Source organism: Streptomyces monomycini, from assembly GCF_022271435.1.
GTDB lineage: Bacteria > Actinomycetota > Actinomycetes > Streptomycetales > Streptomycetaceae > Streptomyces > Streptomyces monomycini.
Genome location: NZ_JAFIQY010000035.1, coordinates 17754 through 30416 on the forward strand (window position 1 = coordinate 17754; position 12663 = coordinate 30416).

The 12663-nt window shown below is 68.4% G+C and carries 11 protein-coding genes and 1 tRNA gene; 6 read left to right on the forward strand and 6 right to left on the reverse strand.

What is annotated here, in order from left to right:
* Positions 1–39: 39 nt before the first annotated feature.
* From JXZ78_RS30000 to JXZ78_RS30025, 6 genes are all read right to left on the reverse strand, one after another.
* Positions 40–1971, reverse strand: a complete 1932-nt coding sequence (locus tag JXZ78_RS30000) for a bifunctional metallophosphatase/5'-nucleotidase (RefSeq protein ID WP_208870088.1) — start codon at positions 1969–1971, stop codon at positions 40–42.
* A 424-nt stretch (positions 1972–2395) separates the two neighbouring features.
* Positions 2396–3988, reverse strand: a complete 1593-nt coding sequence (locus tag JXZ78_RS30005; RefSeq protein ID WP_030017291.1) for an MFS transporter — start codon at positions 3986–3988, stop codon at positions 2396–2398.
* The gene (locus tag JXZ78_RS30010; protein WP_030017292.1) at positions 3985–4536 is read right to left on the reverse strand and encodes a TetR/AcrR family transcriptional regulator; all 552 of its coding nucleotides are present in this window, start codon (positions 4534–4536) and stop codon (positions 3985–3987) included. Before JXZ78_RS30010 ends, JXZ78_RS30005 begins: the two co-directional genes overlap by 4 nt.
* 173 nt (positions 4537–4709) lie before the next feature.
* A complete protein-coding gene (gene argH / locus JXZ78_RS30015) occupies positions 4710–6137 on the reverse strand; it encodes an argininosuccinate lyase (RefSeq protein ID WP_030017293.1) in 1428 nt (475 codons plus the stop codon).
* A gap of 192 nt (positions 6138–6329) precedes the next feature.
* Positions 6330–7523, reverse strand: coding sequence for an argininosuccinate synthase (locus tag JXZ78_RS30020; protein ID WP_030017294.1), 1194 nt, complete (start codon positions 7521–7523; stop codon positions 6330–6332).
* A 148-nt stretch (positions 7524–7671) separates the two neighbouring features.
* Complete coding sequence (locus JXZ78_RS30025) at positions 7672–8043, reverse strand: DUF488 domain-containing protein (protein WP_030017295.1); 372 nt, start codon at positions 8041–8043, stop codon at positions 7672–7674.
* Positions 8044–8204: 161 nt separating this feature from the next.
* Here JXZ78_RS30025 and JXZ78_RS30030 point away from each other — a divergent pair.
* The 6 genes from JXZ78_RS30030 to JXZ78_RS30055 all read left to right on the forward strand — a co-directional run bounded on the left by JXZ78_RS30030 (position 8205) and on the right by JXZ78_RS30055 (position 12636).
* Positions 8205–8278, forward strand: a tRNA-Pro gene (locus JXZ78_RS30030).
* Positions 8279–8569: 291 nt separating this feature from the next.
* Positions 8570–9271 carry a Crp/Fnr family transcriptional regulator gene (locus JXZ78_RS30035; protein WP_050501976.1) on the forward strand — a complete coding sequence of 234 codons (702 nt, stop codon included), beginning with the start codon at positions 8570–8572 and terminating at the stop codon, positions 9269–9271.
* Positions 9272–9379: 108 nt separating this feature from the next.
* Complete coding sequence (locus JXZ78_RS30040; protein WP_030017297.1) at positions 9380–10174, forward strand: hypothetical protein; 795 nt, start codon at positions 9380–9382, stop codon at positions 10172–10174.
* Positions 10175–10535: 361 nt separating this feature from the next.
* Positions 10536–11207: a hypothetical protein gene (locus JXZ78_RS30045; protein WP_157851442.1), complete on the forward strand. Its 672-nt coding sequence runs from the start codon at positions 10536–10538 to the stop codon at positions 11205–11207.
* Positions 11204–11512, forward strand: a complete 309-nt coding sequence (locus JXZ78_RS30050) for a helix-turn-helix transcriptional regulator (RefSeq protein ID WP_030017298.1) — start codon at positions 11204–11206, stop codon at positions 11510–11512. Before JXZ78_RS30045 ends, JXZ78_RS30050 begins: the two co-directional genes overlap by 4 nt.
* On the forward strand, positions 11509–12636 hold the full coding sequence (locus JXZ78_RS30055) for a hypothetical protein (RefSeq protein ID WP_078623910.1): 1128 nt from the start codon (positions 11509–11511) through the stop codon (positions 12634–12636). The genes JXZ78_RS30050 and JXZ78_RS30055 overlap by 4 nt, the downstream gene beginning before the upstream one ends.
* Positions 12637–12663 lie beyond the last annotated feature (27 nt).

Here is a 12663-nt window from a genome sequence, read left to right on the forward strand (position 1 = left end):
GCACTTTCCGTACGGCCGTCCTTCGCCCGTCCCGTACGGCTAGCAGGGCACGCGGAACCCTTCCGCCGAGGGCCGCCCGGCGGCGAGCATCGCGGCCTCCGCCCGGGGCAGCACCTTGCCGTCCGCGCTGCGCAGCCGCGGCGGGACCGTGGTCGCGCCGATCCGCGCGCCCGGCGCGCTGCTGTTCTTCACCGTCACCCGGTCCAGCGGCGCGGGTTCGATGCGGCCGCGCTCCTTGACGTACGTCACGAAGCTCTCGAAGTCGCGGTTGTGCCGGAAGGGCCGGGTGAAGCCGGTGAACGCCGGATACCCGTCCTGGTTGAGCAGCGTGTACGACGGCGCCGCGACCCGGTACGAGCGGGACACGTCCAGCGCGGTCCCGTCGATGAACACGTCGCCCGGGTCGACCCGGTCGCCCGCCGGGCCCGTGGCGTCGAAGCTGTAGCGGACGTTGGCGGAGACGGCCAGCGGCGCGTACTTCAGACCGCCGCCGGCGGGCACGGTCCACTGCTGCTCCAGCGCGTCGTGGAGCTGCTGCCCGGTGACGGTGGCCGTGACGATGGGGTCGCCGAAGCCGACCGCGTTCCACGCCTTGCCGAAGGCGACCGTGCCGTTCGTCGCGGCGTCGTACGTCAGATCCCCGGCGATGATGGCCTGTCCCATGCGCGGCGCGATGGCGATGAGGGCCAGGTCGGCGGGGACGGCGGGGTCGAGGTTGGCGTCGTTCATCGGGCCCTGCGGCTGCCGCCCGGCCCACAGCGCCCAGTCGGCCACCAGGTCGCCCATGGTGGACTCGCCCGCCGCGTTGCGGGTCCGGGTGAAGGAGGCGGACTGCTTGCCGAGGGGCACCGCGGCCCGCCGGGTCCCGTACCCGGCCCAGTACTTGACGACGTCCGACAGCTCCGGATGGGGCGCCACATCGCGGGTGTTGGGGTGGTTGGTGGACGTGGTCAGCTCCCGGACGACCTTGCCGGTCCCCGGGTCCAGCCGGAGGCTGATCTCGTTGACGATCTGGCCGTGGCAGCCAGCCTCGGCGAACGGGCGGGGCACGCCGTCGGGGTCGGGGACCATCATGTTGAAGGCGGTGTGCCAATGGCCGCAGACGATGGCGTCGATGTCCGGTGAGCAGCGCAGCGCCAGTTCGTAGGCGGGGCCCGAGGGGTTGGTGCCGCTGTTGAAGTCGCCGCCGGCCACCGCGCCGTCGTGCAGGCTGAGCACGATCGCGTTGACGCCGCGGGACTTCAGCTCCGCGGCGCAGCGGTCGGCGGTGGCCAGTGGGTCCAGCGTGCGCAGCCCCGGCTGGTAGGAAGCCGGCATGGTCTCGGTGCCGAGGGCGGTCAGGTGGATGAAGCCGACCGGCAGCCGCCGTCCCTGTCCGGCGTCCACCCACTCGATGTTGTACGGCGGCAGGACCCGTTCACCGTTGCGGGCCCAGACCGTGTTGGCGCCGTAGTACGCGAAGTCGGCGCCGTGGAAACGCTGTCCGGAGGAGTCGACGAAGGAGTTGTCCCAGTCGACCGTCGGGTAGGAGATGCCGTCCACCATGTGCTGGGAGAGGAAGGCGGGTGACTTGTCGAACTCGTGGTTGCCGGCCGAGGCGAAGTCCAGGCCCATCCGGTTGAGGGCTTCGATGGTCGGTTCGTCGGCGAGCGACTCGGTGGCGAACTCCCAGCCGGAGAAGAGGTCTCCGGGCGCGAAGAAGAGGGAGTTGGCGCGGTCCGCCCGCAGCCGTTCGAGGTGCGCGGCCATGTAGGCCACGCCGCCCACGGTGTACTTCCTGCCACCGGCGCCGGTGATCACCGAGGTGCTGCCCGGAGCCGCCTGGAGATACCCGTGGAGATCGGTGATGTTGAGCAGTTGCACGTCCACGTACTCGTCCGCGGACCGCGCGTCGCGCGCGTGGCCGGAGGCGAAGGCGTGGGTGCCGACCGCGCTGGCGGTGGCCAGAGCCCCCGCCGCGGTGAGGAACATGCGTCTGCCGAGCTCTGCCAAGGTCGTCACCCTCCAGAGAGTGCCCGAGTGCGGGGGAACGACTGGAGAGTCAAACGAGCCATGGGAGCCTTCCGGCCCACACGAGACGGCCGGAATGTGAACGGGCAGGGGACAACTGCCGTCCCCTGCCCGGTACCACGGGACACACGGATCGGTGAGGCACGCTCTCGCGAATCACCCGGATCGGTGATGCGCGTTGTCACGGATCACCCGGACCGGTGACGCTCCGCCTCCCGCACCACCCGAATCAGCGACGCACCGCCTCCTGAACCACCCGGATCAGTGACGCACGGGCTTCCGAGCACCCGGATCGACGCCGCACCGCCTTCCGCACCCCCGGATCGACGCCACACCGCCTTCCGCACCCCCGGATCGACGCCACACCGCCTTCCGAGCCCCCGGGTCAGCGACGCGCGGCCTCGGGCTCGGGCTCCGGCTCCACTCCGGCGGAACCGTCCTCCAGCCGCTGCCCGCGCAGCAGGAACCATGCTGCGCAGGCGGCGGCGATCAGGACGGCCGCGCCGACGCCCGCCGCGGTGTCCAGACCGTCGACGAACGCGTGCTGGGCGGCCTTCAGCAGACTGTCCCCGGCGTCGGCCGGAAGGGTGCCGGACGCCTCGACGGCACCGCCGAGCGACTCCCTGGCGGCGTTCGCGGTCGTCTCGGGCACACCGTGCGGCGTGGCGAAGTCCCGGTAGATGCTGGTCACGATGGAGCCGAGCAGGGCGATACCGAGAGCGGCGCCCAGTTCGTACGCCGTCTCCGAGACCGCGGATGCGGCGCCCGCCTGCTCCTTGGGCACGCTGGAGAGGATCACGTCGGCGGTGACGGTGAAGGCGAAGCCCGCCCCGACGCCGACGGCGAACAGGATCGCGCCGAGAGTGAAGGTGCTGGTGTCCTGGCCCAGGCCGATGCAGCCGGCCAGGGCCAGGCCGACCACGCCCAGGCCGCCGGCGACGACGAGCCGTACGGACAGCCGCCGCGCGACATATCCGGCGGCCAGCCCCGCGCCCACCGCGCCGATCGCGGCGGGCAGCTCGACCAGGCCCGCGTTGAGCGGCGAGCGCAGCTGCACCATCTGGAGGAACTGCGAGAGGAAGAAGACCAGGCCGGACAGCCCCAGGATGGTCAGCAGGTCGGCCAGTACGGCACCGGAGAAGCCGCGGTGCTGGAAGAGCTTCATGTCCAGCAGCGGCGACTTCAGCGACTGCTGCCGGCGGACGAAGGTGACCAGCGCGAGCAGCCCGAGGACGGCGGCCGCCGCGATGTCCCAGCGGAAGCCGTGCACCGCCGCTTCCTTGACCGCGTAGACGACGCCGACCATGCCCACCAGGGACAGGCCCACACTGGGCAGGTCCCACGGGCCCGGGTTCGGGTTGCGGGACTCCGGCAGCACCTTGACACCGATGATCACCAGCAGCGCCATCACCGGCAGGTTGATCAAGAAGACCGAGCCCCACCAGAAGTGGCCCAGCAGGAAACCGCCGAGCACCGGGCCGACGGCCGCGCCCGCCGAAGCCATGGCACCCCAGATGCCGATGGCCAGACTGCGTTCCTTGGGGTCGTGGAAGAGGTTGCGGATCAGCGCGAGGGTGGACGGCATCAGCGTCGCGCCCGCCACACCCAGCAGCGCCCGCGCCACGATCATCATGGCCGGGCTGCCCGCGTACGCGGCCAGCACCGACATGGCGCCGAACACGACCGATCCGGTCAGCAGCAGCTTCTTGCGTCCGACGCGGTCACCGAGGCTGCCCATGGAGACCAGCAGACCGGCGATGACGAACGAGTAGACGTCGCCGATCCACAGCAGCTGGGTGCCGGACGGGCGCAGGTCCTCACTGAGGAACGGGGTGGCCAGGCCCAGGACGGTGGCGTCCACGCCGACCAGCAGGACGGCGAGGACCAGGACGGCGAGTGCGAGCCAGCGTCCGGGGCGGGGCTGGTGCTCCGCGGTGGCGCCGGTGCGCTCCGCGGTCTCCTTGGCGGGCTTGCTCATTTCTCCATGCTCCGTCGGATGCCGCCGAGCAGCAGCTCGGCGATCGAGTGGTCGAGGTCTCTGCGGGCGACACGCCCTTCGTGCACGGCCCACGCGCCGGCGCCGATCAGTCCGTACAGCGCCTCGGTGAGCCAGACGGGCGTCAGGTCGATCCGGAAGTCGCCTTCCTCCTGGCCGCGCCGGAACAGGGCGTGGATACGGGCGTCCAGCCGTGCCCAGCCGTCGTTGGTCTGCTCGCCCTCGAAGAGCTGGTTCTCGGTGTAGAGGAAGGCGAGGAACCCCGCGACCGGCTCGGCCTCGGTGATCAGCCGGCGCAGCGCCGTGACCGCGTCGTCCTCGTCGAGACGGGCCGCGTCCAGCGCTCCGCCGAACTGCGCGATGCCCAGCTCCTCCAGCGCCTTGATCAGGGCGTCCCGGCCCGCGAAGTGGCGGTGGAGGGTGGCGCGGCTGATGCCGGCGGCCTTGGCGATCTCGTCCATACCGGCGGTCGCCTTGCGGGTGAGCAGGCCGGCGGCTTCTTTCAGTACGTGTTCACGGTCAACGGCCATGAGACGCAGGGTACCCGAATGAGACATCGACGTCTCACGATTTCTTTGCCCGCCCCTCCCCCTCCCCGCAACGGCCGCGGCCCCTCCGGACATCTCCGGAGGGGCCGCGGCCCGAGCGCGAACACCGCCGTCCGGTGCTCGCACCCGCCGTCTTCACGCAGGTGAACGGTGGCTCAGCGCTTGGCGTCCGCCCACTCCCGCTGCGCGGCCAGGTCCGTCTTGACCTCCGCCAGCTGGACGGCGACGGCGGACGGGGCCGTGCCACCCCGGCCGCTGCGCGAGGCGAGTGCGCCGGCCACGTTCAGCACCGTCCGCACCTCAGGCGACAGATGCGGCGAGATCGCGGCGAACTGCTCGTCGCTCAGCTCGTCCAGCTCGATGCCGTGCCGCTCGCACTCCTTGACGCACTCCCCCGCGACCTCGTGCGCCACCCGGAACGGCACACCCTGCCGTACGAGCCACTCGGCGATGTCCGTGGCCAGCGAGAACCCGGCGGGGGCCAGCTCCGCCATGCGCTCCCGGTTGACGGTCAGCGTCGCCATCATCCCGGTGAACGCCGGCAGCAGGATCTCCAGCTGGTCACAGGAGTCGAAGACCGGCTCCTTGTCCTCCTGGAGGTCCCGGTTGTACGCGAGCGGCAGCGCCTTCAGCGTGGCCATCAGGCCGGTCAGGTTGCCGACCAGCCGTCCGGACTTGCCGCGCGCCAGCTCGGCGATGTCCGGGTTCTTCTTCTGCGGCATGATCGAGGAGCCGGTGGAGAAGGCGTCGTGCAGGGTCACGAAGGAGAACTCCTTCGTGTTCCAGATGATGATCTCCTCGGCGATCCGGGACAGGTCCACACCGATCATCGCGGTGATGAAGGCGAACTCGGCGACGAAGTCCCGGGACGCCGTCCCGTCGATGGAGTTGGCCGCACTACCGCCCTCGAACCCCAGATCCGCCGCGACCGCCTCCGGGTCCAGGCCCAGCGATGACCCGGCCAGCGCGCCCGACCCGTACGGCGAGACCGCCGTCCGCGCGTCCCACTGCCGCAGCCGCTCCGCGTTCCGCGACAGCGCCTGGACGTGCGCGAGGACGTGGTGCGCGAAGAGCACCGGCTGCGCGTGCTGGAGGTGCGTACGGCCCGGCATCGCCACCTCCGGATGCGCCTCCGCGAGGCCGACCAGCGCCTCCTGGAGATCGGCGATCAGCCCGCCGATGATCCGGGCATGGTCCCGCAGATACATCCGGAACAGCGTGGCGACCTGGTCGTTACGGGACCGCCCGGCCCGCAGTTTGCCGCCGAGGTCCGGACCGAGCCGCTCCAGCAGCCCCCGCTCCAGCGCGGTGTGCACGTCCTCGTCGGCGACGGTCCCGACAAAACTGCCGTCGGCGACATCGGCCTCCAGCTGATCCAGTCCCCCCAGCATCCGCGTCAGCTCGTCCTCGGTGAGCAGCCCCGCCTTGTGCAGCACACGCGCGTGGGCACGGGAACCGGCGATGTCGTACGGCGCCAGCCGCCAGTCGAAGTGGACGGAGGCGGACAGCTTCGCCAGGGCCTCGGCGGGCCCGTCGGCGAACCGGCCGCCCCAGAGCCGGACGTCACCGCTGTTGCTGCTCACTTGCTCAGCTCCTCGTGGATGGTGAGATGTACGGGTCCCCGGCGGCCGGCGGAGAACCGGCCACCGGGGACGGGGCCGGGGCGGCAGAAACACCCCGGCCGTGACGGCTTCCGGCCCCGGAGCTCTCCGCCCCTGGGCTTCCCGCCCCTGGGCTTCGCGCCCCCGGGCTTCCCGCCCCTGGGCTTCGCGCCCTTACGCCAGATCCCGCTTGGCGGCGATCTTCGACGACATCCCGAAGATCTCGATGAAGCCCTTCGACAGCGACTGGTCGAAGGTGTCGCCCGTGTCGTACGTCGCCAGGTTGAAGTCGTACAGCGACTGCTCCGACCGCCGCCCGGTGACCACCGCACGCCCACCGTGCAGCGTCATCCGGATGTCGCCGGACACGGCCTGGTTGGCCTCGTCGATGAACCCGTCCAGGGCCCGCTTCAGCGGCGAGAACCACAGGCCGTCGTAGACCAGCTCGCCCCAGCGCTGCTCGACCTGCCGCTTGTAGCGGGCCAGCTCACGCTCGACGGTGACGCTCTCCAGCTCCTGGTGGGCGGTGATCAGCGCGATCGCGCCGGGCGCCTCGTAGACCTCACGCGACTTGATGCCGACCAGCCGGTCCTCGACCATGTCGATCCGGCCGATGCCGTGCGCGCCGGCCCGCTCGTTGAGCTGCTGAATGGCCTGGAGCACCGACACGGGCTTGCCGTCGATCGCGACCGGCACGCCCTCCTTGAAGGTGATGACCAGCTCGTCGGCTTCCCGGGGCAGCGCCGGGTTCTGCGTGTACTCGTACACGTCCTCGATCGGCGCGTTCCAGATGTCCTCCAGGAAGCCGGTCTCCACGGCCCGCCCGAAGACGTTCTGGTCGATCGAGTACGGCGACTTCTTGGTCGTCGTGATCGGCAGGTTCTTGCTCTCGCAGAACGCGATCGCCTTGTCCCGCGTCATCGCGTAGTCCCGCACCGGAGCGATGCACTTCAGGTCCGGCGCCAGCGAGGAGATCCCCGCCTCGAACCGCACCTGGTCGTTCCCCTTGCCGGTGCAGCCGTGCGCCACGGTGCTCGCGCCGTGCTTCTTGGCCGCGGCGACCAGGTGCTTGACGATCGTCGGCCGGGACAGCGCGGAGACCAGCGGGTACCGGTCCATGTACAGCGCGTTGGCCTTGATCGCCGGCAGGCAGTACTCGTCGGCGAACTCGTCCTTGGCGTCCGCGACCTCCGCCTCGACCGCGCCACAGGCGAGCGCGCGCTTACGGATGACGTCCAGGTCTTCACCGCCCTGGCCGACATCCACAGCCACGGCGATGACCTCGGCGCCCGTCTCCTCGGCGATCCAGCCGATGGCGACGGAGGTGTCCAGGCCGCCCGAGTAGGCGAGTACGACGCGCTCGGTCACGGGTTTCTCCTTACGGTGCATACGCTGATGGGTATAACTATGCACTCCACCGCATGATTCGTCAACGCGCACCACCCGAATGGCGCATCCAAGCGATGAGATCAGGACATCACCGCAGGTCAGAGGCGTTGCGCAACCCCCACGCCCGCTACTCCCCCAGCACCTCCGCCAGCACCGTCACGTGACTCAGCTCCAGACTCCTGGTCGCGGTGAGCAGCGTCAGCGGCCCGTCCGCCGCATGGTCCCGCAGCCGCTCCAACGCCTCCGCGGCCGGCGAAGCGGCCAGCTCCGCCCGGTACCGCTCGGCAAACTCCGCGTACCGCTCGCCCCGGTGCCCGTACCAAGTACGCAGCTCCTTCGACGGCGCCACGTCCTTGCACCACTCGTCCAGCCGCGCGACATCCTTCGCCAGCCCCCGCGGCCACAACCGGTCCACGAGCACCCGCACCCCGTCCCCGGCCTCAGGCGCCTCGTACACACGACGCCGCCGAACCACTCCCTGCCCCGACCGCTCACCCATGGCGCCATGCAAACACGCCCCCACGGGACCCGCACGGCACTACATCGCCCCTTTTCGGCCGTTATGCACCACCCCATGGCCCCCGCTTTGGATTCCGAGCCCCGGACAGGGTATTTTTCTTGTGCACGCCGCGACCGGGGAATCCCGGCCGAAGCGAGCACCGGGACGTGGCGCAGCTTGGTAGCGCACTTGACTGGGGGTCAAGGGGTCGCAGGTTCAAATCCTGTCGTCCCGACTCGTTAGAGTCGCAGGTCAGAGGCCGTATCGGAGGATTCCGATGCGGCCTCTCGATCATTTCGGGGCGCCCAAGGGAATGGAAGCCTCACGTGCAGCGCCCCCGCTGACCACCAGGCGTCCACAGCAAAAAGTCAGGGCGTACGCCCCTCGCGAGCGCCACCACACCCCGGCGGATCGAACGCTCCGGTGCGCCAACTGAGTGCCCTCGTGCGCCCGGGACGCCCTCAGTGGACCGACAGGTGTGGGTGAAAGCCGGACCACCCAAGCTGTGAGGTGGTCTGCTTTGGGCATGATGCACGCCTCAGGGGCCGATGATCACACCCCGTTCCTTCACACATTGCCGACAGCCGTACGCACGGCCTTCCAGCAACTGGGCAACCGGCGCTGCTACGCACCACGGGACATCTTGATCAGCGAGGGCGACCCCGCTCACGACCTTGTGCTGCTCCGCGAAGGTCTCGTCAAGGTCACTACCCGGCTGCACGGCGAAGGTGAAGGGCTGGTGGACATCCGAAGGGCCGGAGACGTCGTGGGTGAGATGGCTGCCATGGACAGCAAGCCCAGATCGGCCACGGTCATCGCATACAACGATGTCGTCGCCACCGTCATCCCTCCACACGACCTGCGGCCCTTCCTTGCGGCGACCCCGGAGGCGTCACAGGCGCTCAAGGCGTTGCTCTGCGGCCGTCTGCGTAGGGCCGAACGCAAGCTCCTGATCATTCTCGGATTCCCGGTCAAGGTCCGGCTCGCCCGTGTGCTCGTAGAACTGACGGATCTGTACGGGTGTCGAACGCGAAGCCAGTACCGCATCGACGTGAATCTCACTCAAGCCGAGTACGCCGCACTCACGGGCTGCAAAGTTCGCGCCATCCAAGAGGCGTTCACTGAGCTGCGCCGTGAGGATCTCATCGACCCCGGATACCGGCGAACCAACATCTTGAACCTGGAAAAGCTGCGCGAAGTGGCTCTGTTGAGCGCGCCAGCCGCATAGATACTCCGCAATATCCCGCACCAGTGCGGGTTATTTCACCAATTACCACGTCTGGTTGCAGGGTTGTTCTGCACCGCACCCACTATCGCAGGCAGGTGATGAGTTGCCATGAGCACACGTCCCTACCCACCTACTCCAGAGATCAGCCCGCAGCGCCGGCTTTGCCTGGCAGCCGACATGGAGCAGTACAGTCGCCTCGAAACCCGGACTCAGACGGTGATGCAGGCTGACCTGGTACGAGTACTGGACAAGGCTGCGACGTTGACTGGACTGGATCGGGCCGCGTGGATCCGCCAGCCGCAGGGTGACCAAGAGCTCGCCGTGCTCCCCGACAACACTCCGGAAGCCAGCGTCCTCGGCCCCTTCGTACGCCACCTGGCAGCCCAACTGGCTTTCCTCAACGCCCACCGCTCCACCGCGATGCGTATGAGGCTGCGGCTCGCCGTCGACATCGGTGTTGTCGAAGACGCCGCCCTTGGGCATGCAGGCCCCGCGCCGGTTGCTGTAGCACGGTACCTGAACGCGCCACAGCTGAAGTTCGTGCTTGCGTCAGTTCCTTCGACTGACCTCGTTGCGATCGTCTCCGACCGGCTATACCAGGACGTCGTGCGCCTGGGCAACCAAGGCCTGGATCCGAGTCACTACGTAAGAACGCACATCCGGGTGAAGGAATTCGGCAACTACGGCTGGATTCACGTACCCGGCCACAGCCCGGATGCAGCCTGGTCGGGCGCTGGGGGATCGACCGCACCACAGTCGCCCCCCTGCACGCCCGGCCCCAGCCCGGCGCGCCTCTCTCAGCACGTCAACGCAGGCGTCGCCGTCGGCCGTGACGTCACCGGAGGCGTCATCGTCGGGCTGCCACGGCACATCCCATTGACCGACCCTCGGTACACACGATGACAGCACCTACACAACACAGCGAGGACAGCATCCAGTGGGTGGACCGCGGAGTGAACGTCGGGCGCAATGTGTATGGCGGAATCCACATTCATTCAGCGACCTTGCAGGCCGCACCCGTTCAATCCCGGCACAAGTCAACGATCCGCACCTCAGCGGCGTGCCTCGCATCCGTGCGATCGAGCCTGCTGACAATGGCTCGCTGCTGCGAGCATGTGGCTGCAGCACTGTCAAGGCTGTCGGCGATCGGCCAGACGAGCCCGGACAGGGGGCATCGGTGACGTCGTCCCGTCCCCAAAGCGTGTTTGCCGCCATCTCGGTGTGCCTCACCACAGTCCATTGCAGGCCGGCTGCGTGCTTCTCCGTGTCTATCGGCAAGCAGACGTTGCGGATGACCCCCGAGGCCGCACGGAAGGCACTGTACGAGCCCGGCACCGACGGGGCGTTGCGCAATGCAGTTTGGTGTCAGGCAATCAGCGAGGCGCAACGCGAGAAGTCCAGGCGTGAGAGCGACACCTGGCGGTTGCTCGCCGTCTGGCTCGGGCTGCCCGGTCTTTACCGGACCATCCACCGGATCGAGAGGCGCCTGGCGGCCGACCGAGCTGATCTCGAGGGCGAAGCCGTGCTCGCTCTGCTCGAAGCCCTCGACACCACGGATCCGGAAAGTGCGGACGCTGGCAGCCGCTTAGTGAAAACAGCCGTGAATCAATTGTGGGCATACGCAAGTCGCAGCAGACGTGAAGTTCCCGTCGTGGACATCGCTGCGGTCGCGGCCGCTTATCAGGCCAGAATTCCGCTGGAGACCGAGCCCGTTACAGCCGAAGGATGGGAACTGCACATCACGCCCCCGCCTCGGGACGAAGGGCTTGCGGCGACACTGCGGTTCACAGAATCCCGAGTCCAGCGGGAAGGGGAGAGGCTCGGAGCGCTCGCACAGTGTGCCGGATTGCCACACCTCGTGTTCAGGGCACGTCGGCATGCGAACGCGGCCCGCATCGGCACGCTTGTGTTGCGCTCACCGGAAGCCGAACGGTGAGCACGCGGTCCGGGCCTCCCCTGTCCTTCGCAGAGGCGTTCGACCTTCCCCTGTGCATCGACCTGCGTACGGCCGCTCGCGCCTTCGGTGTGTGTCCAAGTACGGCGTACAAGCTGATCCGACTCGGCCGTTTTCCCTGCCCCGTGCTTCGCGTTGGCGGGCGGTACCGCATCCCCACCACTTACCTGCTCAGCGCCCTCGGTATCGAGGAAAGGCCCGTATACGCGGTCGACCTCGAGGGCGGCGCCGCTCACGCGGCCCGACTGCACCGTACCTCCCATCACGAAACGGAGAACCTCGGGTGATCGCAACGCTGGTCTCTGCACAAGAGGCGAATCAGAACCTGACCTGCTTCGTCATCGGCCCCATCGGTGACTCGTATTCCACGAACGGCACCGCCGAGCGAGAGGCGTACGAACACCACCTCCGCATTTTCGAGCAGATGATCGCCCCAGCTTGTCAGAAGTACGGCGTCGTCGCCGTACGCTCGGATGGCATTCCTCATGCTGGCGACATCAACGAACAGATCTGCCGGCACGTGATCCAGTCCGACCTTGTCATCGCAGATGTCAGCGGCGGAAATCCCAACGTGATGTACGAGCTGGGACTCCGCCACATCACTGGCAAGCCGACGATTCACATCGGAGAGCACGGGCAGCTGCCTTTCGACATCGCATCGATCAGGACCATCCGGTACCACAGCTCTCGCAGTGGGTTGACCGACGCACGCAGGGACATCGAAACCGCGCTGGAGGTGGGGCTCCGTGACGGGTTCGAACCCCTCACGCCGGCCCGTGTCCTACGCGGAATCGAGACGGTCGACGGAGCATCGGCCCATACCGAAGACACAGAGAAGGACGACGAAGACCCGCCCGGCCTGCTCGACGAGTTCGCTGCGATCGAGGACGGTCTGGGCGAGATGACCGCCGACATGGAAGCGTTCGGCAAGACGATTGAGACGATCGGGGCACTAACCGAGCAGTCCAACACAGAGCTGCTCGACCTCACCCAGGCCAACGTTCCTGCGAGTGCTCGTCTCGCGGCCGTGGCTCGATTTGCACAGTCGATCAGCGCCCCGTCCGAGGAGCTGAACAGCACCGCACGGGCGTTCGTAGGACGAATGGCCCCTCTGGACAGCGGGGTGCGGGCGGCCTTGGGCCTCGTCGAGGCGACCCCGCCCGAAGAGCGTGGCGAGGATACGGAAGAGTTTCTGGTCCAACTCATCGACTTGGCTGCATCCGCCCAGGAAAGCATGGCTCATGTCAGTGGCTTCGGCACGGCAGCCGATGGTCTGACGGGGTTGAGCCGTCATCTCCGCAAGCCGGTCAAGAACATTTCCACTGCGGTCAAGCAGGTGGCTTCGGTCATGACGTGCATCGACGACTGGGCCGATAAGGCCCGTGCCCTGTCCCGCAGCACAGACGAATAATCGGCTACTCCCGACAAAGCCCGGGCC

Bases quoted from the DNA above. Each gene is read 5' to 3' on its own strand.
- JXZ78_RS30005 (WP_030017291.1), bottom strand. From the start codon at position 3,988: ATGAGCAAGCCCGCCAAGGAGACCGCGGAGCGCACCGGCGCCACCGCG.
- JXZ78_RS30010 (WP_030017292.1), bottom strand. From the start codon at position 4,536: ATGGCCGTTGACCGTGAACACGTACTGAAAGAAGCCGCCGGCCTGCTC.
- JXZ78_RS30000 (WP_208870088.1), bottom strand. From the start codon at position 1,971: ATGTTCCTCACCGCGGCGGGGGCTCTGGCCACCGCCAGCGCGGTCGGC.
- JXZ78_RS30025 (WP_030017295.1), bottom strand. From the start codon at position 8,043: ATGGGTGAGCGGTCGGGGCAGGGAGTGGTTCGGCGGCGTCGTGTGTAC.
- JXZ78_RS30040 (WP_030017297.1), top strand. From the start codon at position 9,380: ATGAGCACACGTCCCTACCCACCTACTCCAGAGATCAGCCCGCAGCGC.
- JXZ78_RS30035 (WP_050501976.1), top strand. From the start codon at position 8,570: ATGATGCACGCCTCAGGGGCCGATGATCACACCCCGTTCCTTCACACA.